This is a genomic window from Lewinella sp., from assembly GCF_050633125.1.
Taxonomy (GTDB): Bacteria; Bacteroidota; Bacteroidia; order Chitinophagales; family Saprospiraceae; genus Lewinella.
In genome coordinates this window covers 1-24,032 of the sequence record NZ_JBOEFX010000026.1, presented here as the reverse complement: position 1 = coordinate 24,032, position 24,032 = coordinate 1, and the positions used below count along the sequence as shown (strand labels likewise).

The window sequence follows — 24,032 nt, the reverse complement described above, 5'->3', positions numbered from 1 at the left end:
CTTTTACCCCGGTAATACCTCTCTCAATCGTTGTACAATCCGAAAAGTAGCAGGGCAAACACTGGTGTTCTTCAAGGTTAAATCCAAAATTTGATGGAAGTTCTTGCGGTCGGTATGGGGATATTCGCGGCAAGCGCGAGGGCGAGCTTCATAAATACTGCAATAATTGTCGTCGCCAAGGAAAGGGCAAGGTGAGGAGTTGAGCACATAATCGCCATCTTCATCCAAGTGCAGGTGTTGATCTACCAGCGCTGCCGGACGGATGCCCAGGTGGCGAGCTACTCGGTCGATATCGATATCCCGGAAGATAGGGCTGGTGGTTTTGCAACAGTTGGCGCAAGCCAGGCAATCCATTTCCTGGAAGACTTCTTCGTGGAGTTCCGTAACCGTTGCGTCAAGCTCTCGTGGTGGGCGTTTGCCAATACGGGCGAAGTATTTGCGGTTCGTTTTGCGCTCCTGCTTGGCTAAGGCCTTGATGTCCGGTAAAATTTCGGCGAGGTTTTTCGCTTTCATGGGAGCAAAGGTAAACAGCACGAAGATAAATAGCGATTTTATTTTTCATAATAGTTAACTAAACGATTCACTTTGAGTGTGTTAACTATTTGAAAAATCCAGAGAAAATCGCTATTTATTTTCTGCGCAATATGAAGAAAAAAGCAGCTTTAACGTTTATTTTTGCAGTACAGAATGGCAGTGCTAGGCTTGATCAATTTGAACCATATAAGGGATTATAAGGACCAGATGAATTTTCTTGCACACCAGAAATTGCGCAAATAACAACAAAGCATGAAATACCTGATGACGACGATCTTTTTGAGCCTTTTTGCTTGCCTTTGTTGGCAATGCAGTGCTGCGGATACACCGGAGGCGCAGTCTACCGCGCCAATGGCCGCCGAAAATGGCAACTTTACCATCAATGTAGCAGGCTTAGGTGCCGGAACAGTGCGGCTGGTAGGTATGCTTAATGACCAGCAGTTCTTGGCAGATGAGGCAACTTCTGATGCAAATGGTAGTGTAACCTTTACCAAAGATGAGCCTTATCGGCAGGGCATATATTTTGTGTTGCTTTCCAATAATGCCAATTTTCAGATGATCATTGCGGAAGACCAAACCTTCACTTTGTCCACTCAGGTAAATGACTTGGTAGGAGGTATGCAGATAGAAGGTAGTGTGGACAACCAATTGCTTTACGATAATCTCCGTTACGAAACGACCTACCAAGGCGCATTAAACCCTTTATCGCAGCAACTGAAAACATTGGCAGAAGGCAGTGCAGAATATACCGCAGTCGAAAAACAACGTCAACAACTGATAGCCGACCGTAAAAGCTATCTGGATGAAGTATTTGCGACCTACCCTACCTCCTTTTTCGTCAAGTTTAAACAGGCGGGCCAGAATCCTGAACTACGCCGCGAGTTACCCAACGACGCGCAGGTAACCGCTTACCGGATGGAGTTTTGGGATAACGTTGATTTCTCTGATGAGCGATTGATGAATACGCCCGTGATTTTTAACAAGATCAAGCGTTATTTTGAAGAGCTTACGCCGCAGCAGCCAGACTCTATTATTCTGTCTTTAGAGCGGCTTGTTGAGCGCTTACCCACATTGGAAAACTCAGAGTACTACAAGTATTTTGTCAATTACGTAGCCCTCAATTATGAGCCCACCAAGACGACGTTGATGGATTCTGAAGCAGTATTTGTACACATGGTACAAAACCATTTTACGTATGAAAGAGCGTTCTGGTCAGACTCCACCAATGTTTATGCCCTCCAATTGCGGGCCGATGAAATGGCAAATAGTCTGGTGGGGCAGCCAGGCCCTAATGTGAAGGCACCTAATGAGAAAGGCCAATTGCAGTCTATTTATGACCTCAAGGCCCCCTATATTGTTGTATATCTCTACAATCCTGACTGTGAACATTGCCAAGAGCAATCACCTGTGTTGGTTGATTTGTACCGGGGCTGGCAGCAACAGTCGCCTCCTTTAGTAGACGTTTACGCGATAGCGATTGATACGGAAGATGCGCTGTGGAAAGATTATATCTCCAAAACGGGAATGCGCTGGACCAATGTCTTTGATCCATCCAATAAAGCCATTTATAAAACCTATTACGTAAATGTTACCCCAGAGGTTTATGTACTAGGCCCAGACCGGAAAATTATAGCGAAGAATTTGAACGTGAGTCAGATCAATGATGTAATAGAACGCGACCAGCAGAAAAGGTAAAATGTTCTAAAATAAAGAAGGGAGCTGAGACAGCTCCCTTCGAATCCCCCTTGTAGTTAACCTACAAAAATTAGTTCTGTTTTATTGTTAGGGCAGGTATTAAAAAAAGCTAACGATGGGGTACATCATCATTAGCGATGTGGGATTATAAAACTTCTTTGGATTTTTGGGGAAAATCAAAAAATGGTGGTGTGTGTTTGTTTGTTACGGTTTTTAAGACGGCCGTATTTTGTTCGGGTCACAAAGATAAGATGTTTTTTTAAAAATATTGTTTATTTAATTATTTTAAGTGCTGTTTTTCAGTTGGTTGTGTCTTTGTTTGGACGTAAAGTGAATTTGTATCCAGGGTTTTACGTAGTTTTCTATATGTATACAGAGCTTTACTAAATAATAAAGAATCAATAAAACGATTACTTACTAGGGAAATGAACCTTCCTACAGTAGCTTTGTCTTTTCTTTTGAAATTAAGGAACAGCACAATACGAAGACTTCATGTTAAAAAATACCGCGCTACTAGCTCGTTTGGAATTGGTATGGTGGCTCATTACGGCCATCATTGCTGTAATGATATTGGCTCCAATTATTTACAAACTACCTGATTATCAATTTCTTTGGCCCAACTTGGTGTTCATCCTGGTGATGGTTACCTTTACCCGCTACATTTTCTTTTTGAAGTATACCTTTTTGGCAACGTGGCGCAATATCAAGGTTGCCATTATCTTCCTGTGTGTTTTTATCGCCTTTCTATTGGTCCAAGAGGTCAATCTTTTTCAAACCTTCTTGGATGAGAATGGAGTAGAGGCCATCGTCGGCAGCCTTCCGCGCACGGAGCAAGGGCCTATGATGAAATTCATCAAGAGTGAAATGCTTTTGTTTGGTGTAGGCGCGGTGATTACCTGCGGCGTTTTGCCGCTGCGGCTGGTGGTATCTATCTGGCGGCGTTGGAATGGGTACGAGGATTAGGTAGGAGAGTCATACCCGTCAAGCAGAATACTTCTTTTACTATAAACAACCTCTAAACCTTGATTTATGTACACCAAGAAAGTTTATAAGACTACGGACATGGCAAAATGGACTCGATATGAGACCTTTTTGTTTTTTGCCATTATTATAGTCGTCGTGGCCTTGTATTATTTTTTTGATCTGTCGTGGTTGCAAATACCGTGGACACCCTTGGCTTTGATAGGAACGGCGGTAGCATTTGTTATCGGTTTTCAAAACAACTCGGCTTACGGCAGGATTTGGGAGGCAAGGATGATTTGGGGAGGTATCGTCAATACATCCCGAACGTTTGGGATGTTTATACAAGACATGGTGACGAACGAATATGCTGATGTCAAATCTTCAAAAGAAGAACTGCACCATGAGATAAAAACCCTTACTTATCGGCATATCGCTTGGATGACGGCATTGCGCCATAGCATGCGAACATCCAAGCCTTGGGAAACAGTTATCAATGAAAAAGCCAATAGAGAATGGAGTGAAATGGTTCGCCCACCAGAATGGAGCACAACGGTAGAAGAAGATTTGAAACCCTATCTGTCAGCGCAAGATATGGAATATGTGATGAGTAAAAACAACAAGCAAACAGCGCTATTGTATTTGCAGTCACATCATCTTAGGAAACTAAAAGAAAGTGGTTTGATTTGGGAGTTTTCTTTTCTAAACCTGGAAAGTATACTCGAGGAGTTGTTTACCGTTCAAGGAAAATCAGAACGGATAAAGAACTTCCCATACCCTCGGCATTTCGCTACGCTGAATCATTACTTTATGTGGATATTTATTTTGATGCTACCATTGGCAATTGTTCCTCAGTTTGCTGAAATTGGTCAGGAAATAAGTAAATCCCACCCCTTTGTAGGTGATCTGTTTATGTGGTTGGCTGTTCCTTTTTATGTGATTGTTGCTTGGGTTTTTCATACCATGGAAAAGATAGGCAGAACGGGCGAAAACCCTTTTGAAGGCTCGGCAAACGATGTTCCTATCTCAACCATCGCCAGAGGTATTGAAATAGATTTACGTCAAAACCTGGGAGAGCAAGCAGGGGAGATACCGGAGCAATTTCCAGTTGTTTATGATACGCAGATGTAAAAAAAGAATGTTGAAAGAAATAACATGTGTTTTATTTGATATGGACGGTGTCATTATTGATTCCGAATTACTCCATAAAAAAGCGTATTACGAAACCTTTGTTTCTTTAGGTTTAGAGGTGTCTGAGGAGTTGTACAAAACCTTGACGGGGTCTTCTACCATAAATGCTTTTCAGAAACTGGTGGCACATTTTGATTTAGAGGAAGACCCCAACGAACTGGTTTTGCAAAAACGCAAGCGCTATGTTGATTTCTTTGAGAATGATCCAACTTTACACCTGGTAAATGGGGTAGAGGATATTATCAAGTATTTCTACAACAAGGGGCTTACTTTGGTGCTGGCTTCTTCTTCTGCAATGGTAAATATAGATCGTGTGTTTAACCGATTTGACCTGAATCAATACTTTACGGCTAAGATCAGTGGTGCAGACTTAAAGGAGTCCAAACCACATCCAGAGATATTTGAAAAAGCCGCAATTTTAGGAAACACCCCCAAAGAGAACTGTATTGTTATCGAAGATTCCGACAACGGAGTTAAAGCCGCTAAGGATGCCGGCATTTTTGTTTTTGGATACAGAAACCCAATGGCAGCAGATCAAACTTTAGAACATGCCGATGTGATCATTACGGACTTTGGGGAGTTGAGGGAGTATGTTTGAAAACTCAAACCACCTCGCCACCCATCGCTCCACTACCTGGCCCAAGCGTAATCACCTGATCTGCTGCACCAATCAAGGTGCTATTATGTTCAATGAAAAGCAGGGTGTCGCCACCGTCAATGATCGATTGAAAAACCTTGATAAGTTGTAGAATGTCAAAATAATGGAGGCCTGTACTTGGCTCGTCGAAGAGATACAAGCGTGTGCCTTTTCGTTTTTGCATCAATGATTTGGCAAGTTTCAAACGTTGGGCTTCACCGCCGGATAGGGTGTTGCCGGATTGGCCCAATCGTAAATGCCCTATTCCCACTTGCTTTAGGGTGTGCAAACTTTCTACAATAACTCCGGTAGCAAAAAAATCAATGGCTTCTTGCACGGTCATGCGTAATACTTCGCCTATGGAACAGCCTTTGAAGGTACAAGCCAGGATCGTCTCATTATAACGCATCCCTTTGCAGGTGTCGCAAGTGAGCCAGATGTCACTCATGAAATCCATGCTGGTTTTTAGCTTTCCAAGGCCAGCACAAGTACCACATTTTCCATTTTTACTTTGATAGGAAAAGTCAGCTTTTTTGAGTCCGGCATCTTTTGCGGAATCTGTTTTTGAGAATACTGTCTTTAACTGATCAAGAATGCCGGTATAGGAAACAGGGGTACTCGATCTGCTTTGTTTCAGCGGCTCTTGATCAATAAGTAGTACTTCTGAAAATTGCTCCAATCCATTTACGGAAGTACATCCAACAGGTCGGTTTTTTAACCAAGAATTATATAGTACCTCTTTAATTAGGCTAGATTTTCCACTTCCGGAAACACCTTTGATCGCGGTTATCTGCCGGGAGTAAAAGCTTACATCAATGTCTTTAAGATTGTTTGCAAATGCTCCTTTTACGCCAAAGAGAGCACCGTTTTTATTGTGTTTGTTCAGGAGGGATGGGCGTTGATTTTGCAGTAATTGGTAAGTCACGGAATGCTTCGCATTGGCAATGTCGGAAACCTTGCCTTGGTAGATCACCTCACCGCCTGAATTCCCAGCACCAGGCCCCATTTCAATCAGGTAGTCAGCATTTTGAATGAAAGACGGATCATGCTCAACCACCACCACCGTGTTTCCATTTGCTACAATGCTTTTTAATACTTTTGATAAAACGGCGACCTGCCCTTCATCCAAGCCTATGGTGGGTTCGTCCAAAACATAGATAACGCCAAACAGGTGTGTAGACAATTGGCCAGCCAGCGTAACCCGCTGTCGTTCCCCGCCGGAAAGTGTGCTTACCGTTCGATCCAGGTTTAAATAACCCAGTCCAAGGTCGACAATCGTCTGCAACGATGCAGTGACAGCGGGTAGCACCACTTTGCTGATGGCCAAAACAACCGGATCTAGTTTGTGATCTACACGCTCCATCAATTCAAGGGCCGATACAATGCTCAATTGAGAAAGCTCATGAATGTTTTTTCCTAGAAATGTTGTGCTTAATAATTCCGGTTTTAATCGACTTCCCTGGCAGGTTGGACACACGACATCATGCAGTAATTCCTCTAAGGCCCTGATGTTTTTGTTATGGCGTTTTCGCTGATACTCCTCATCTATATAATTGCAGAACCCTAGCCATTTTGCCGATAATACCTGTGTTCCGGTTCTGGATTTGGTCGTAAAATTCCAGGTGACATTCCATACGGTATCACCGGTTCCATACAGTATGATGTCCTTTACCTCTTCTTCCAGTTGTTGCCAAGGACGGTCGATATCCAATTGCTGTTGTTGGGCTACTTCTTTGAGTGTTGCCATGAATTGGCCATTCACATCAGCGTAATAAGCAATAGCCTTGTTCACGGATAGCGCACCCTCAAAGATGGACTTCTCCCGAGCAACGACGACCTCATCGGGATCGCATCGGCGTTGCATACCGAGGCCTTCACACTCCGGGCATGCACCTAAATGATGGTTGAACGAGAAGTGCTGAGCCGTATAGGTTTTTCCTTCCTGCTGAGCAATCCTGGAATACAATAACCTAAAGGCATCGTACACACCTGAAAGTGTACCTACCGTTGATCGTTTGGAAGGCGTTCCTCCCTTTCTATTGATCCCAATAGCGGGCCCCAAACCAGAAAAGGAAGCGATTTTTGCTTCACTGTTTTGTTGAAGAAAACTCCGATTATAGGTAGATAAGGACTCTGTAAAGCGGGCATTGGATTCGGCAAACAACGTATCATATACCAACGATGATTTCCCACTTCCTGAAACCCCGGTGACGACGGTCAACTGATTTTTAGGAATACGAACGTCAATGTTTTTCAGGCCGTGCGTCGTTACGCCATTCAGAATGATCTCCTTATTAATAAAGCTATTTTGTGAGACTGTCCGCCCAATGGTGTTTTCCCCGATTGCTAATGATTGCAAATCATTAGTAATAAAACCTCTGCGTCTTTGCGTCTCTGCGCGAATATCCTTCTTGTCTTCATACCCCTGATTGATTCTAGAAACTCCCTGATAAACAACCTCACCTCCGCTTGCGCCACCTTTGGGGCCGAGTTCTATATGCCAATCGCTCCAGCCAATAATCGCTTCGTTTTGCTCAATACAAACGATAGTATTGCCCTTCTGCTTGATGCGGTCGAACAATAGAAGTAGTGTTTTGATATCATCGTGATGCAAGCCAATACTCGGTTCAATGATCACATATAAGGTGTCTCCTGTATCCTTTTTCTGTAGCTGATTGGCAATCTTAATGCGTTGCGCTTCTCCTCCTGAAAGGGTGGTGGAGGACTGCCCCAGTGTCAGATAGCCGAGCCCTATCTCTTGTAGTATTTTGAGCCCCGTCAGTACTTTTTTCTGATCTTCAAAAAAGACCAGGGCTTCATTGATGGATAATTTATAGGCATCCGCAATAGACAATCCATTGTACCTTATCTGAAGGGTTTCGTCATTAAATCGATCACCGTTGCAGGTGCCACACACCAAGTCTACATTGCCCAAAAAGTGCATGCCAATCTGCGTTTTTTCAGCACCCTGGCACGTTTCACACCTTCCTCCTTTATTATTGAAGGAGAAGCGAGATTTGGTGAATCCTTGCGCTTTTGATTCGGGCAGACTAGCGTAGAGGTCACGAATATGATCTGACAATCCTAAATAGGTGGCAGGATTACTGCGCGGTGTTTTTCCTATGGGAGAATGATCTATAAAGATCAGTTTGTTAATCGTATCAGTGTTTTCATGACTGGTCAGCTTGGCGGGTTTATCGAGGTCTATTCCCAATTGCTGTTGGACGACCCTCATCAAAGTACCTTTTACCAAGCTAGACTTTCCGGCACCTGACCGTCCACTGACTACATTGAGTTTTCCAAGCTGAAATTCAACGTCAATACTTTTCAGGTTTCGTTCTTGGCATCCGACAAGGCGAATCGAGCCACTTGATGCTTTCTCTTTTGAATTTTCATCAGCAATTTTCGATGATTGTAAATCGTCTAAAATTAAATCTCTGCGTCTCTGCGACTCTGCGTGATTATACTTAATCGCTCTGTAGGTAGGACTAACCTCCTTCAATTCCTCCTGCTGCAAAAACGCTGAAAACGCACCATTAAAGATAAGTTCACCGCCATTGACGCCAGCCTCCGGGCCAATTTCAATGATATGATCGGCACTGGTTATGGTGTCAAGATCATGTTCCACAACAATGACAGTATTTCCTTTTTTGACCAGTTGTTTAAAATGATAAATCGACCGCTCGTTTTCTTCGGGGTGTAACCCTATAGAAGGTTCATCAAAAACGTAAAGCACATCGCTTAAGGGAACCAATATTTGGTTGGCCACTCTAATCCGCTGAATCTCACTGGCACTAAGTGATTTCGAAGAACGATCCAAGGTCAAATGCCCCAAGCCCAAATCTTCCAATAAATCAACTTGAGCCTCTATCTTTTCGATGATTTCACGCGCGACACCTTCCCAGGTATTTGACTGAATCCAGGATTTCAGCGTGTTCAGTTCCAAGGTCACAATTTCGGCTATTGATTTCCTTTGAACGGTAACACTTAGGGCATCGTCATTCAATCGCGTACCATTACACGATGGGCAGGTCACCGCACGCACATACTTGAGAATATTGGCATTCCGATCTTTTCTGAGAATATCAGACATAATCGGAATCATTCCTTTGTAATATCCTTCTTCCCGTGGTTTGGCTTTGATTCCTGTCCATTTCAACCGTGATTCAAGGCTGTGTTTACCAAAAGGAACTTTGATCTTATCACTTCCATACAAAACCACCTTGCGTTGCTGGTCGGTCAGTTCCTTCCATGGAATATCGACACTGAAGCCTTCTGCTTCACACACTTGATTCAGTACGTCAATCGTCACCTGTGAATACATGATATACCCATTGGGTAGTGTTGGCGCGAGTGCACCTTCTCTGATTGATTTTTCTGGAAAAACAACGAGGCGGTTAAGGTCTATTTGTTCTTCCTTACCAATGCCATTGCAACGTTTACATTTACCAACGGCTGAATTGAACGAAAAGAGGGCACGAGAAAGCTCCATGTTTTTATCAGAAACTCCTGTCCTTGCAAATAACAAGCGGAGCAAATCATAGATATCCGATAGGGTTCCAACAGTAGAACGCGTATGTATTCCTGTCGTACGCTGCCCAATTGCAATCACGGGAGAAAGGCCTTCAATCTCATCGACCTCCGGGCGGCTCAGTTTTCCCATAAACTGACGAGAAAAAGAGGGTAGCGTTTCAAAATACCTGCGTTGCCCTTCTTTTGCAATGATCTCAAAAACAAGGCTAGATTTCCCTGACCCTGATATTCCAGTCACAACGATTAATTTGTTGTGCGGAATACGTAGCGAAATGTCTTTCAGGTTGTTCGTCCTTGCTCCTTGAATGACTATTTCCAGATGTGGTTTTGATGGCATCCCGCAAAGTAATGAAAATGGCGGGCTATATTTACTGTTGTGCGACCCCATCCTAGGCAGGTCTTATCATTTTTCTGTAATATCCTACCTCGCTAGCGTGTGTGGGTTTCGCTCTTGACTTTCATAGCGATGGTTTCCATCAACCACCCCTAATACCTCCTCGGTTGGTCATTTTCATCTTCCTCGATATCAAAGAATTTATCATTCTCCTGGCGTTCTACAGAACTGTCGATTTGGTCCATTACATCGAGGGCATGTTGGTAAAACTCCTGGAAGACAGGCCATACGCGTTGGCCGGCAGACCAGGCGTATTCCGGAATGGGCTGTAACATGGTATAGGTAATAGAATCTTCCTTGGTATCTGGGTCAATCATCCTGGAATTATCGGCAAAAGAAACGAGTACACTGTAGAGGAAAACAAAGAAGAACATGGAGATTCCTCCCCCCATGATTTGGTTGATGAAATTGATATTGACTGCTTCCAGCATGTTCTCCAAACCGTTGGCGAGCATTCGAAACATAACCAATGTAAGGATAAACGTAAGCAGAAAAGCCGCAGGTAGCATGATTGTTCCTGGGCCATCAATCCATTCTTGAAGCATAGTAGATACCGTAGGACTGAATTTGGCTGCAGCCATAAACCCAAATAAAAAGGAGATCGTGGTGAGCACCGTCTTGATGATCCCCCGCGAATAACCTACCCAGAAACCGTAGAGTGCGATAACCGCACAAATAACGTCTATGATCATTGGTGATCTGTTGTTTTGTATTCTTTATTATTGAACAACCTTGCGACGCTGATGATGACTCAAAGATGCGAATATTTAAGTAAGTGATTAAATTCTTTAGACGAAAGCGTGGAAATTAGCGTTCAACCTTTTTATAAAACAAGAGGAGGTCAGCAAAAGTAATCTGCTGAATAGTTGCGTTTTGTTCCTTATCTTTGATTTCCAAATTGTAAAAATTCCCAAAAATGATGAGATCTCTTTTAACTACTGCATGTCTTTTAGCGCTGCCTTTTTTGGCGGCTGCGCAATCTGGTTCACTAGATAAAATTTTTATACTAGGTACCGAAGAACAACGCTATGAGCAGCTGACTTCTTCCTATAGCCAGTCTTTGCTTGAAGCTTCTGCTGGTGACATCACCAAAGCCTTTGAAGGTTGGTTGGATATGCAGCAGGCGATGGATAGCTACGCCAATAGCCAGAATTTTGACCTGAATGGCGTTCGCCTTTGGTTGCACGTATTCTGGGCCGAAAACGGACAAATTGACCAGGTGGGATTCCTACTACGTCCCGATTCTCGCTTGGTTGATGAAGGCGAAATCAAGGTGCTTCTAGCAGGCTTTGTTGAGCAATACCGCTTGCCGATCCAGAGTAGCAAAAAGTTTAACCATTATACGGGTGCTGCTTTCCCTACCTTGTCTCAGCGTAGAGGCAATTGATGTGAGCTTGCCTTTCCTGGTTTGATGATATGCCATGTACTTTTTTACGCTGTGTTAGAGCGTATTGGGGACTTGCTGCGGCTGATAACCAACACTTTATGGTATGGCTTCGCAGCGAAATGATCATTTGCCTGCGGTGATCATTCTGTTGGTCCTCGTAGTTGTAGTACTTCCTCGAAGTTGGTCCGCCAAACTCGCATTTAGACTGCTTGCCAGAACCATAAATCATTGATTACCAAATCTATTTCAAACAAGCTCTTAGAATAGTACGTTTGGTGGAGACTAACCTGAGAAAATGATCCCGATTATCGCTTTAAGTAGCATAATCGGGATTGTTTTTTCCTATATGTATAGTCTTTTGCCCTTTAAGGTTTTGTAAATTTGATTTATAAAACTTCAAGTATGAAAAAGTGCCATAGTATTCTTTCCACGCCTTTTTGGGTGTCCTTGTTAATTTTGGGACTGTTTTCCTGTACAACAGGAGGACAAGTTACCGAAGCATCAGCTACTTTGATCGAGCTAGAAGAAATTACCATTGCTGATATCCAGGAGGCTTATGCAGCTGGAACTTACAGCATTCAAACACTTACCCAAGCTTACGTGGATCGCATCGCAGCTATTGATGATGCGGGACCAATGCTGAATTCAGTAATTATTGTAAACCCTGATGCTCTCGCTATTGCTGCTAAGCTGGATGCCGAGCTGGCAGCTGGTAAATCTCGTGGCCCAATGCACGGCATCCCTGTCATCCTGAAAGACAATATAGATACCCACGATAAAATGCCTACAACGGCAGGTTCGAGGGCTTTGGCCAATTCCTTTCCGTTACAAGACAGCTATTTGGTGAAGCAACTTCGCGAAGCCGGGGCCATTATTCTGGGGAAGGCCAACCTGAGCGAGTGGGCCAACTTTCGTGGAGAAATGTCCTCTAGTGGCTGGAGTGGCGTAGGTGGCCAAACAAAGAACCCTTATGTGCTTACACGTAATCCTTGTGGGTCTTCTGCGGGTTCGGGAGCTTCGGTATCGGCCAATTTAGCGGTAGTGGCCGTTGGGACAGAAACGAATGGTTCCATCGTTTGCCCTTCCCATGCCAATGGCGTAGTGGGCATAAAACCAACAGTGGGCTTGATTAGCCGTAGTGGTGTCATTCCTATTTCCTTTACACAGGATACGCCTGGCCCGATGGCCAGAACAGTTAGAGACGCGGCCATTGGTCTGGCTGCCATGATCGGTATTGACCCAGCCGATAGTAAAACCCTCGATAGCGAGAATAAAACTTACGACGATTATACCCAATTCCTTAATGCTGATGGTTTGAAAGGAAAGCGAATTGGTATCTACACTGGTCCAGCCGGGGCTAATTTTAAGGTAGATTCCGTTTTTGCAGAAGCAGTAGCATTTATCAAGTCGCAAGGTGCAGAAACGATTGAGATTGAGGATATTGCTCCCCGGCAGGTTGGGGGCTTGTCTTTTGAGATAATGCTCTTTGAGTACAAAGATGGCCTCAATAAATATTTTGCCAGTCTGGGGCCTGATGCGCCTGTTAAAACAGTGGAAGATTTGATTGCTTTCAACAAGCAAGATGATGTCGAATTACAATATTTTAATCAGAAATATCTGGAAATGGCGCAGGAGAAAGAGGATCTAACCTCAGTGGCTTACCAAGAAACATTAGCAGAAATGCTGCGTCTGAGCCAAGAAGAAGGCTTGGATAAGGTGATGGAAGAGCACAACCTACACGCCATTGTAGCCTCTACTGGCAGCCCGGCCTGGACGACAGATTGGGTAAACGGTGATCACTTTCAGTTGGGCAGTTCTTCTCCGGCAGCCCGCGCAGGATACCCCAATATCACGGTTCCTATGGGCTTTGTGGGCGAACTTCCCGTAGGTATGTCCATCTTTGGACAAGCTTGGACGGAACCCTTGCTCCTGGAAATTGCCTACGCCTTTGAGCAAGGAACCAAGCACCGGAAAGCACCGAAGTTTTTGGAAAAAGATTAGGCGTAAGCCGCTAAATCAAATTGATTCAGGATAGTTGCGCAAGGACACAAAATATACTTACTTTTGCGCTGCCTTCAGCCAAAAGCAATGAATTGGTTGGCTATCCTAACCAGATTAGCCTGCCAAGTAAGAAACAATCTCCAAACCCCTTAATTTAAAGGACATGATTAAGATTCTCGCCAATGATGGTATTCATCCAGATGGAAAGACGTTGCTGGAAGAAGCCAACTACCAGGTTGACACTGAAAAAGTAGCCCAGGAAGATTTGATGGAAGTACTGCCATCTTACGATGCTATCATCGTAAGAAGTGCTACCAAAGTTCGTAAGGAGCTGATCGACGCTTGCCCCAACTTGAAAGTGATCGCACGTGCTGGTGTTGGACTAGATAATATTGATGTTGATTACGCACGTGATAAAGGAATCGCGGTTTACAATACCCCAGCTGCTTCGTCGCAGTCGGTTGCGGAATTGGTATTTACGCACATGTTCAGTCTAGCGCGCTTTGTTCACCGTTCCAACCGGGAATTGGTAGCTGATGATGCTAACTTCAAGGCGTTGAAAAAAGCGTACTCAGAAGGCACACAGCTACGTGGAAAAACATTGGGAATTATCGGTTTTGGTCGTATCGGCCAGGAAGTTGCCCGCATTGGTATCGGCATGGGTATGAATGTATTGGCTTCTGACCCTATGGTAGATGAGGCGGATATCGATATCATGCTTTACGCAACTAAAAGCATTCGCCTTACGGTAACTGTTGAAACAGTAGACTTCGAGGAAGTACTTGCTCAATCTGATTTTATCACGTTTCATGTGCCTAGCGTAGGCCGCGCGTTGATAGGAAAAGATGAGATCGCCAAAATGAAAGACGGTTCTTTCATTATCAATACTGCCCGCGGTGGTATCGCTGATGAAGATGCTTTACTGGAAGCCTTGAAGAGTGGTAAGTTAGGTGGTGCAGCCTTGGATGTTTTCGTAAACGAACCAACACCTAATCCAGAATTGCTACAGCACCCAAGTGTATCGGTAACTCCTCATATCGGAGCGTCTACCGTTGAAGCTCAAGCTAATATTGGCCGGGAACTCGCGGATAAAATCCTCGAACACTTTGGTGCGTTGGATTAAGTTTTTTTTTTAAAAGCATGAGTCAGGCCAAAATCCAGGCTGACTTTAATTTAGAAAGGTCATTATAATAGCTGAAAAGAATGATTTATCTGACTTTTTGTACGAAACCCCATGATTTCATTAATAGAAATCACGGGGTTTCGTTTTTAACGATAAGCTTTGCGGTTGGTCAGCACGGATTTTGATGACAATCAAAATTCGGGATGATTCATGCTTAAAAACTACCTGATCATTTTCATGAAGGTGCCCACAAACCAGTTAGAATCTGCTTTGGTGAGGGTATCCAGGGTAGAGTCTGCTTTACTACTGAATAGTTTGATATCTTTGATGACTTCTGCGAAAGCTTCGCCCTCTTTGCTTTCGTCTGCTACGCTCGATAATTCATCCAGAACTTTTAGCATGGGCTCAAGTTCTCTTTTCTTTCGCTGAGTGATAATACACTTCACGACCTCCCACATATCTTTTTCGGCAATAAAAAACTCTTTCCGTTCCCCGGGTTTAAGCTCTTTGAATACCAGGCCCCAATCAATAAGTGCCCTGATGTTCATATTGGCATTGCCACGAGAAATCTGCAAATCTGCCATGATTTCATCCGCCGAGAGTGCCTCGGGAGATATCAATAGCAATGCATGGATTTGAGCCATGGTACGATTAATACCCCAGCTAGAGCCCAATGCGCCCCAGGATTGTAAAAACTTTTGTTTGCCTTCGTCTAGCGTCATGATATCAAATCGTATTCGTAGATTTCAGAAAATTGTGAAATCTTATGCGATTATAATAAAAAAATAGGGTTAAATGTTTAAAAACGGCAATTTAGCTACTTTCGCTGTTAAGCGTTTTTTGCCTGCAATGATGAATATTTCGGTTCCAGGAGTGCGATATTCTGTGGGAACATAGCCCATCCCGATAGGGTGCCCCAAGCTCGGCGATTGTGTGCCGCTGCTCACTTCACCAATGGTTTCGCCATCACTATTTTCAATGATATAACCGTGACGAGGGACCCTCCGTTCTTCAATGGTAAAACCTACCAAACGATTTTTTAGCCCGGCTGCTTTTTGAGCTACCAGGAAGTCCCGAGAGATAAACTCACCCTTGTTAAGTTTAGTGATCCAAGCGAGGCCTGCTTCCAGTGGGCTAGTCGTATCTGTCAGATCATTGCCGTAAAGGCAATAACCCATTTCCATACGTAGCGTATCGCGAGCACCTAAACCAGCTGGGGCGATGCCGTGTTCCTTTCCTGCCTCCATAACAGCATCCCAGAGGATACCAATCTTGTCGGCATCAGCATAGAGTTCAAAACCGCCGGAACCAGTATAGCCGGTAGCAGAAATAATTACATTGTCAACACCAGCAACAGTACCTTTGGTAAAGGTGTAGTACTTGATGGAGGACAAATCAGTGGTTGTAAGCTGCTGAACAATAGCCGTTGCGGCAGGGCCTTGAACAGCAATTAAACCCGTCTGATCAGAGATGTTGATCAAGCGGGTATCAAAAGTATTGAGCTCAAAAAGCCAGCGCCAATCTTTTTCAATATTAGCACCATTGACCACCAGCATATAGGACCGTTCTCCTTCAGAGCAATTGTCCTCAGCCAGCCGGTATACCAATAGGTCATCTACAATTCCTCCTTCTTTGTTGGGGAAGCAGGAGTACTGGGCTTGCCCAATTTCCAGTTTACTGGCATCATTAGAGGTGACGTACTGAACGAAATCCAGGGCTTCTTTGCCTCTTACGATGAATTCGCCCATGTGGGAAACATCAAAAATACCGGCCTTTTCTCTTACCGCAAAGTGTTCTTCTTTGATGCCGCTGTAGGAGATAGGCATATAGAAACCGGCAAATTCTGCCATCCGTGCCCCCAGGGCCTCGTGACGATCTTTTAATGGTGTTGACTGCATGAATCTAATACTTGTAGTTGGTGAGGGCTAAAATTATTCTTTCAAAAACCTGGCTTCCAAAATGCGGTCGCCTTGTTGTATTTTATGAATGATGTCCATTCCTTGTTCTACTTTCCCGAAGAGGGTATACCTTCCGTCAAGATGAAGGGTAGGGGAGTGGGTGATAAAAAACTGAGTGCCTTCGGTATCTCTACCCGCAGAGGCCATTCCGAGCATTCCCTCCGTATCATAATGAATAGGAGAAAACTCCGAACGGATACTGTAATCGAGGCTGCCGTAAGCATCGCCACTAGGGCTTCCGCCTTGAATGACAAAATTAGGAACAACGCGATGAAAAGCTTTGTTTTTCAAGAACCCATCCTTGGTCAGTTGAGCCAAGTTGGCGACCGATCCGGGAGCAACATCTGGCCACAAAACAAGGACTGCTTCTCCCTCATCGGTTTTGAGCGATAGCCGTGGTTGTGCGCCAATACTGGTAAGGAGCTTCCAATCAATAGGATGATTGAATTTTGGCTGAATAGGTTCAAACGTAGAAGTACCATTCAGGTAGTCAATGGTTTGCCCCAATTCGTTGTAGCTCTCTACCATGGCTGGTAGTTCGAGTTCATCAAGAACGCGATTTAACACCTCCAAACTATCCAGAAATGGTCGGTAATCGCGTTTTTCGGAGCGTAAAGCCAATGATGCAATGGCTACGGGGCCAGGTCTTTTGCTTTTGATGGCCTCCATAAAATAACTTGCCAAGTCTTGGGTTACTCTTCTTGTGCTAAGGCCAAAGAAGCTGGTGAAATCATCACGGTCTCCAATTTGCTGCAAAGCTTCTATGGCTGCCGACTGTACAATAGGATCGTTGGCTGTTTGGCTTTCGCGGAAGATGTATCGGTAATTCCAGGCAAACTCGCCAAGTGCTCTTAGAATCATTGCTTTTTCGTAAGCAGAAGAGGAATTGATGTACCGCTGGCGTAATTCAAAGTTGATAGCATCCCTAAATTCGGTGCGATAAGCAGGTAGGTGCCGGTTAGCAACCTGATAGAGGTCCAAATGAATAGGGGTTGGCAAACTATCTTTCGCAAAGCGCCACCATTGGGCGGCGTCTTCGGGGGTAGAATTTTCCAGCAGGTACTGAGCTGCTCGGCGGGCTACATGTTCGTTGCGGTCGCGGAGTGCTTCCGTAATGAGGGTACGGCAACTTTCATAAGGGAAATTGGACAAGGCCCGCAGGATATTGCATTTGACGCGGTAGTCTCTTTCTTTCTGGTACTGACCAATGAGGCTGGTGAGCGCTTCGCCTCGTTGAGTTTTACCCAAAGCAATAGCCAGCGCCATGCGAACATTTGCACTGTTACTTTGCTCAAAACCTGCACGTAATTTGGGAGCAGCCAGCGAATCAAAGGTTGAAGGAACACGAGCCAGGTAGTTGGCTGCGATGAGTTGCACGCTTTCTGGATACTGAGATTTACAGCCCAGCTCCAGCATTCGTTTTGTACCCAGTGGGGAAACAAGGTCGCGAAGGCCCATTCGGTAAATACCCCAGGCTTGTCCTTCAAGCAATGCTGTATCCACGGGCGTGTAAGTGGTTACAGAACTGAGTTGTTCGAGCGTAGGAAAATCACCACATTTACCTACTGCTTCCAGGATTGCCCGCTGTGACATGGCGTGTACCATCGCTGTATCTTCCTGCATGAAGCCTCGAATAAGGTAAGGTAACGCTCGTACATCCCCTAACTGCCCCATAGCAAAGGCTGCGATGGTTCGTACTTCTTCAACAGGGTCACCCAATAGCCGGGCGAGGCTATCCACTGCATCAGGAGTATCCATACTTCCAAAAGCACGGGCGGCAAGGTAGCGATAGGTAGGGTTAGGATGGTAAAGCATCGGATAGAGATCCTCGACTTGCCGCAAATCCTGCCAATCACTGATACGCTGGAAGAGAGAATCCTGAACGTCAATGTTGATGGTCGTAATGATCTCTTCGTCTTGCGGAGGTACACAGGCACCCCAAAAGAGCGCTATGAATAAGAAAAACAATAAAGAAAAACTTGCTTGCTGAGTGTTATTCATCGCCAAAATCCGGTTCATTATTAATGTCAAAACCTCCGCCATCATCAAATTCATTGTCTTCAAGAGGTGCATTAGGGTTCAGGTAGGAATCACAATCCAACTCAATCCCCAGGTTGCCTGGTGGACGATAGAACGTTTTATTGAAATCCCAATGGAGGCTTTCTTCGTTTTGTACCGCTTCCAAAAAGCCGAGAACCATAGGCTTCGCCATATAGGCACCCTGGCCATAAGACAAGCTTCGGAAGCTGATCCAACGGTCGTCACCACCCACCCAGCAGCCAACGACTAAATTAGGTGTAATACCCATAAACCATCCATCTGCATGTTCGTTGGTAGTACCCGTTTTGCCACCAAATTGGCCTTTTATTTTTCCGCGGAAGCCGGATGCATATTGCAGCATTTCGACCATCGCAAAGTTGGCCTCAGGGCGAATAGCTTGCTTCTCCGTAGGGACACCCTCGTAAATCAAGCGTCCAAAGCGATCTTCTATCCGCAAAAGGTAAGTAGGCTCATTATAGATGCCGTTGTTGGCAAAAGTAGTATAGGCGCCTACCATTTCCTGTACCGATAGATCTACGGCACCCAAACAGATAGAAGGAGTCTGTGGAATAATGTCTTTCGGAATGCCCATTAGTGCTGCCTTATCACGCACTGGTTCGGGGCTGCCCAATTCTCTCATCAAAGTAACAGAAATGGTATTTTTCGAAAGCCGCAGCCCATCCTTGAGCGTCAATAACTCGCTGGTGTATTTTCCGTCGGAATTTTTAGGGGTCCAAGGCTGCTGAAGATAAAAACGTCCGTCGCCGGGCTTGATTGTCACAGGTACATCCATGTATTGCTGGCAGGGCGAAATACTCTGCAAGTCAATAGCGGTAGCGTACACAAATGGCTTAAAGGTAGACCCTACCTGACGGCGAGTATTGGTATTTGCGTGATCGTACTGGAACCATTGGAAATTCACACCACCTATCCAAGAACGCACATAACCCGTCTGAGGCTCTACAGACATCATCCCTGTTTGGAGAATCATCTTGTGGTACCTCACAGAGTCCAAGGGGGTCATCGTCGTATCGGCGGCCATTTCGTCATTGTAGTATACAAAAACGCGCATCTCTGTAGGCGTGTTGAATTCCTTATCAGCGGCTTCTTGCAACTTGGCCCATTGTGCTTTCAGTTGGTCAAACTTCTTGCTGCGAATCACTCTGCGATACTTGTTAGCAAGGCTAGAGCTGATCATGCCATCGTTAACCAATTCCTTGAGAAGACCGGGTTTATTGCTCTCTTCAACAACGCGCTCTACCTCACGGTCATCGTTGTGGAAGGTCAGATCGGTTTCTTCATTCAGTAGCTTGGTGATCTCTGAGAGATAGAAGGTGCGTAACTTTTGGTAGCGATCAGAAGCCCGAATATTTTTGGTGAGGCTAGCCTGGCGGCGCTCAATAGGCACTTCTGTTTCTGTACCATATTTGTAGTCCCAAGGGTCTCTCTTGTTCCAATGCTTAAAGAAAGTACCTTGCAACTTGCCCATGTGTTTGGTCATCGCCTCTTCTGCCAGCCGCTGTACGGTAGGGTTGATGGTGGTGTAGATATTTAAGCCATCACGGTAAATATCGTAAGGTGTTCCATCGGATTGAAGGTATTCCGGGCGGTTCAGGATGTCTTTGACGTTCTCGGCCAATACCATCCGGAAGTAAGGTGCTAGTCCGTCGACGTGGGTCTGGCTAGTGGCTTTAAGCCCTAGTGGAAGCTGTCGATATTCGTTGTACTCCTCACTACTCAGGAATCCAGCTTTTTCCATCTGGCTCATCACTACTTCCCGCCGCTGCTTGGTGCGTTCCTCAAAGCGGCGTGGGTTAAAGAAGGATGCGTTTTTGAGCATTCCTACCAGCATCGCACTTTCCGGGATAGTGAGATTTTCAGGCGATTTGCTAAAATAAATTTCAGCTGCTGCACGAATTCCCTTGGCATTATTGATAAAATCATAACGATTAAGGTACAGGGCAATGATCTCCTCTTTGGTATACTTACGCTCCAGGCGTACAGCAATGATCCACTCCTTGAGCTTTTGAGACAATCGCTCAGATAAACTACGGGCTGCTACCCCAGTGAAGAGTAGTTTTGCTAACTGCTGAGAAATGGTACTGGCTCCACCTCTACTCCCCATAAAAGCAATCGCTCTGGCTAGTCCGTAAAAGTCAATGCCAGAATGTTTGTAATAGCGAATATCCTCGGTAGCAATCAATGCTTGTATAAGGTGTTCTGGTAGTTCTTCGTATTCTACAGGAACCCGGTTTTCGGTATAGTACTTACCCAAAATTTCGCCGTTTTCGGCAAAAACTTGAGAAGCCAGGTTGGTTTTAGGGTTCTCCAATTCAGCAACCGAAGGTAAGTTGGTGAATGACAGACCCAAGAATAGCAGTACGCCGGCGATGAGCCCTGCGAACAGTAGCCGCCACATCCAGCTTACAATCTTTTTGTGACGAGGATTATCATGGTCATTTAACCATTGATCAATCAATTTGCGCATAGATATAGTGATGTATTTAAGGCAATAGAGTCGCAAGATACGAGATTCTATAAGATCTGTCATCGCTCTCTGCGTAGCTGTTGGTAACTTTTGCGTAGTTGTTGCTAAAAACGAAACTATCGGGCAAACCTTATTGTTGATCTAGGCAGTTTATTTTACTGATTTTTACCTGATAATAGCACAATAAGCAGACGAATGTCGCAAGCAAAGAGAAAGCCTCACGGCCCGAACGATAAACCCCAGTCCTGGCGCGAGCAATTTGGGGCACTACGTCACCTTCCCCCTTTTTTCAAGATGATTTGGCAAACGAGTCCTTCTCTCAGTGTCGGGAATGCCGTTTTGCGCCTGATCAAGTCGGTATTGCCACTGGCAATGCTTTACATTGGCAAAGAGATCGTTGATGAAGTGATCTTTTTAATGGACGCACAAAGTGCTTCCCAGCAATACCTGTGGACGCTGGTAGGCGCAGAGTTGGTGTTGGCGATTTTGTCCGATCTCCTCTCCAGAGGAATCAGCTTATTGGATGGTTTACTGGGTGATTTATTTGCAAATTCTACCAGTGTCAAACTGATTCGCCATGCTGCGGAGCTGGATTTGTACCAATTTGAGGACCCCGACTTTTACGACAAACTCGAACGGGCCCGCCGCCAAACAACGGGGCGCACCGTGCTGATGTCGCAAGTATTGTCACAGGCCCAGGATTTGATTACCATCATCTCACTGGGTGCGGGCCTGATTGCCTTCAATCCCTGGTTGATTCTGTTGCTCATCTTGGCCGTTATTCCTGCCTTTATTGGTGAAAATTATTTCAATCAACGCAGCTATTCCCTCACCCGTAGCTGGACCCCCGAACGCCGGGAGCTGGACTACCTGCGTTATATTGGTGCCAGCGACACGACGGCCAAGGAGATCAAGATTTTCGGCCTCTCCGATTTTTTGGCCCAGCGTTTTGAAGACCTTTCCTGGAATTACTATCGGGCCAACCGCAAGTTGAGTATCAAGCGGGCAAGTTGGGGCTCGATGCTCTCTGCATTGGGGACGCTGGCCTATTACGGAGCCTATGTTTTTATTTTGTTGCAAACAGTAGGTGGCCTCATTACGGTAGGTACCCTCACCTTTTTATCAGGTGCTTTCAACCGGATGCAGGGGCAGTTGCAGGGCATGATGAGCCGCTTTTCTAATATTGCCGGGCAGGCACTCTACCTTCAAGATCTCTTTGATTTTCTGGCGATCCGCCCTTTGATTCGCAACAAAGAGCAGTCGCTGCCTTTCCCGGAGCAGGTTCGTGATGGTTTTCGTTTCGAGAACGTCAGTTTCCAGTATCCTGGAGTGGAGCAGTTTGCCATCCGCAATCTTTCTTTCCACCTGCGAGCGGGGGAGAAGCTGGCTTTGGTGGGCGAAAATGGCGCAGGGAAGACCACGTTGGTCAAGCTACTGGCCCGCCTCTATGAGCCATCTGAAGGGCGCATCCTACTCGAAGGTGTCGATCTGCGCGACTATGACCTGACCAGTTTGCGGGCCAACGTAGGCGTCATCTTTCAAGATTTTTTCCGCTATCAGCTGAAAGTCCGCGAAAATATCGCCGTAGGCCGCATCAGTCAGAACGAAGAAATGGCTATCATCGAAGATGCTGCTGAGAAGAGCTTAGCCGATAGCGTGATCAATGACCTTGCCGGCGGCTATGAACAGATGCTGGGCAAACGTTTCAAAGACGGCGTAGAACTCTCTGGTGGCCAATGGCAGAAGATCGCCCTCGCGCGTGCCTACATGCGCGACGCCCAACTCCTGATCCTGGATGAGCCGACTTCTGCGCTGGATGCCCGCGCCGAGCACGAAGTATTCCTCCGCTTCAGCGAGCTGATCAAAGACCGTACGGCTGTGCTGATCTCCCACCGCTTTTCCACCGTCCGGATGGCCGATCGTATCCTCTTTTTAGAGCACGGTACCCTCCTCGAAATCGGCACCCACGAGGAGCTGATCAAGCAGGATGGCAAGTATGCGGAGTTGTTTAGACTGCAAGCGCAGGGGTATCAGTAGGGGGAGATGGTTGTAGATTGATTGTTAGATGGTTTCGACTTGCGGATTTAGTGCAAGGTGCTAGGTGCGGTGTGCGGTTTCAAAATACTTCCGACTTCCGATTTTCCACCTCCGACTTTAGTACAACCTGCATTATTTAGGAGCCTCCCCGCCCTGCGGGACGGGGCGCTACGTTGCGTAGCTCGCTATTCGCTCGGCCCCCAGGAGGCCTGGGGTCTGGCCCTTACGGGGCCACTACTGCACATCGCTAGGCCAGGTTTGCATGTGTGGTTTTCGACCCCTGCCTGCTCGGCCGCCTCGCGGGCAGGGGAATATTCTCGACCCACCCAAACCCTCCCTGCATGGAGGGCTTTTTTGAGTTGGATTTATGGGGGGCTTTCCTTTTTGCGCATCACGCTCCTGTTAGTCTCCAGACTAACAGGAAATATCCCGCTGGTCCCCTGACCAGCGAGTGTAGCCCTAGCGTAAAGCGAAAAACTATCCCAGAAATAGGCACTCAAACCGAAGTCCCTCATGTCCTCCGCTGGCGGAGGTGTCACAAAGTGACGGAGGTGGCCAGCCGCCCGCGGTTAAGGCTGCGACTCTCGAATTTGTGAACCGATGCAACCAGCGGAGAACCCACCTCCGACCCTGACAGGCCACCTCCGCCCGAGCGGTTACCCACCCCCGTCTCTACGAGCCGACCCCGCCAGCGGGGTACATGGGCGGGCCGTGGCCCGCAGGTTTAGTCCCGATAGATAAAGGATCGTATCGGAAGAGTCGGAGGATGGAGCCCACATCTAACCCAGTGCGCAGGCCAGCAGGCCGGAGCTCGGGGCGCGGAGCGACCAAGGCCAAGGGATAGCAAGGAGCGGTAGCAACTGAATAGCCCGGTGCCGATCCCGTCTCGACTTTTTTAGTCGGGACGGGAGAAGGCATGGCCCCTGATGAAACGATGAGAGAACAATCTCTTGCTCGATCAGCAAAGTCCACTGCAAACCTCAACCGATTGACAGCTTATCCTTTTTCCCTTTCTTTTCCCCTCCAGTTTTGATTAGAGCTTGTTGGGAAATTT

The 24,032-nt window shown here is 45.9% G+C and carries 15 protein-coding genes; 8 read left to right on the top strand and 7 right to left on the bottom strand.

Annotated features, from left to right (window positions below; all coding sequences use genetic code 11):
• Positions 1-3: 3 nt before the first annotated feature.
• On the bottom strand, positions 4-513 hold the full coding sequence (locus tag ACRBG0_RS07985) for a YkgJ family cysteine cluster protein (RefSeq protein WP_431486380.1): 510 nt from the start codon (positions 511-513) through the stop codon (positions 4-6).
• 273 nt (positions 514-786) lie between these two features.
• Here ACRBG0_RS07985 and ACRBG0_RS07980 point away from each other — a divergent pair, with 273 nt between their 5' ends.
• The 4 genes from ACRBG0_RS07980 (at position 787) to ACRBG0_RS07965 (ending at position 4,978) form a co-directional block, all read left to right on the top strand.
• Positions 787-2,229 (top strand): redoxin domain-containing protein, encoded by a 1,443-nt coding sequence (locus tag ACRBG0_RS07980; RefSeq protein WP_431486379.1) that lies wholly within the window; start codon positions 787-789, stop codon positions 2,227-2,229.
• A 492-nt stretch (positions 2,230-2,721) separates the two neighbouring features.
• The gene (locus ACRBG0_RS07975) at positions 2,722-3,192 is read left to right on the top strand and encodes a hypothetical protein (protein ID WP_431486378.1); all 471 of its coding nucleotides are present in this window, start codon (positions 2,722-2,724) and stop codon (positions 3,190-3,192) included.
• Positions 3,193-3,258: 66 nt separating this feature from the next.
• A complete protein-coding gene (locus tag ACRBG0_RS07970) occupies positions 3,259-4,320 on the top strand; it encodes a bestrophin family protein (RefSeq protein ID WP_431486377.1) in 1,062 nt (353 codons plus the stop codon).
• A 7-nt stretch (positions 4,321-4,327) separates the two neighbouring features.
• Positions 4,328-4,978 (top strand): HAD family hydrolase, encoded by a 651-nt coding sequence (locus ACRBG0_RS07965; RefSeq protein WP_431486376.1) that lies wholly within the window; start codon positions 4,328-4,330, stop codon positions 4,976-4,978.
• Between the two features lie 4 nt (positions 4,979-4,982).
• Here ACRBG0_RS07965 and ACRBG0_RS07960 read toward each other — a convergent pair whose 3' ends face one another.
• Together ACRBG0_RS07960 and ACRBG0_RS07955 are read right to left on the bottom strand one after the other, a co-directional pair.
• On the bottom strand, positions 4,983-9,887 hold the full coding sequence (locus ACRBG0_RS07960) for an ATP-binding cassette domain-containing protein (protein ID WP_431486375.1): 4,905 nt from the start codon (positions 9,885-9,887) through the stop codon (positions 4,983-4,985).
• 149 nt (positions 9,888-10,036) lie between these two features.
• Complete coding sequence (locus tag ACRBG0_RS07955) at positions 10,037-10,636, bottom strand: CvpA family protein (protein ID WP_431486374.1); 600 nt, start codon at positions 10,634-10,636, stop codon at positions 10,037-10,039.
• A 224-nt stretch (positions 10,637-10,860) separates the two neighbouring features.
• On the opposite strand from ACRBG0_RS07955, the gene ACRBG0_RS07950 reads away from it, so the two are divergent.
• The 3 genes from ACRBG0_RS07950 to ACRBG0_RS07940 all read left to right on the top strand — a co-directional run bounded on the left by ACRBG0_RS07950 (position 10,861) and on the right by ACRBG0_RS07940 (position 14,455).
• Positions 10,861-11,331 (top strand): hypothetical protein, encoded by a 471-nt coding sequence (locus ACRBG0_RS07950; RefSeq protein WP_431486373.1) that lies wholly within the window; start codon positions 10,861-10,863, stop codon positions 11,329-11,331.
• Positions 11,332-11,733: 402 nt separating this feature from the next.
• Positions 11,734-13,332 carry an amidase gene (locus ACRBG0_RS07945; protein WP_431486372.1) on the top strand — a complete coding sequence of 533 codons (1,599 nt, stop codon included), beginning with the start codon at positions 11,734-11,736 and terminating at the stop codon, positions 13,330-13,332.
• Between the two features lie 163 nt (positions 13,333-13,495).
• A complete protein-coding gene (locus ACRBG0_RS07940; RefSeq protein ID WP_431486371.1) occupies positions 13,496-14,455 on the top strand; it encodes a D-2-hydroxyacid dehydrogenase in 960 nt (319 codons plus the stop codon).
• Positions 14,456-14,676: 221 nt separating this feature from the next.
• On the opposite strand, the gene ACRBG0_RS07935 is transcribed toward ACRBG0_RS07940, so the two are convergent.
• The 4 genes from ACRBG0_RS07935 to ACRBG0_RS07920 form a co-directional block, all read right to left on the bottom strand.
• Positions 14,677-15,177, bottom strand: coding sequence for a GbsR/MarR family transcriptional regulator (locus tag ACRBG0_RS07935; protein ID WP_020535897.1), 501 nt, complete (start codon positions 15,175-15,177; stop codon positions 14,677-14,679).
• A 69-nt stretch (positions 15,178-15,246) separates the two neighbouring features.
• Positions 15,247-16,353: a glycine cleavage system aminomethyltransferase GcvT gene (gene gcvT, locus ACRBG0_RS07930; RefSeq protein ID WP_431486370.1), complete on the bottom strand. Its 1,107-nt coding sequence runs from the start codon at positions 16,351-16,353 to the stop codon at positions 15,247-15,249.
• Positions 16,354-16,386: 33 nt separating this feature from the next.
• On the bottom strand, positions 16,387-18,414 hold the full coding sequence (locus ACRBG0_RS07925; RefSeq protein ID WP_431486369.1) for a peptidylprolyl isomerase: 2,028 nt from the start codon (positions 18,412-18,414) through the stop codon (positions 16,387-16,389).
• Positions 18,407-20,941, bottom strand: a complete 2,535-nt coding sequence (locus ACRBG0_RS07920; RefSeq protein WP_431486368.1) for a transglycosylase domain-containing protein — start codon at positions 20,939-20,941, stop codon at positions 18,407-18,409. The genes ACRBG0_RS07925 and ACRBG0_RS07920 overlap by 8 nt, the downstream gene beginning before the upstream one ends.
• Positions 20,942-21,136: 195 nt before the next feature.
• Here ACRBG0_RS07920 and ACRBG0_RS07915 point away from each other — a divergent pair, with 195 nt between their 5' ends.
• Positions 21,137-22,978: an ABC transporter ATP-binding protein gene (locus ACRBG0_RS07915; RefSeq protein ID WP_431486367.1), complete on the top strand. Its 1,842-nt coding sequence runs from the start codon at positions 21,137-21,139 to the stop codon at positions 22,976-22,978.
• The last annotated feature ends 1,054 nt before the right edge of the window (positions 22,979-24,032 follow it).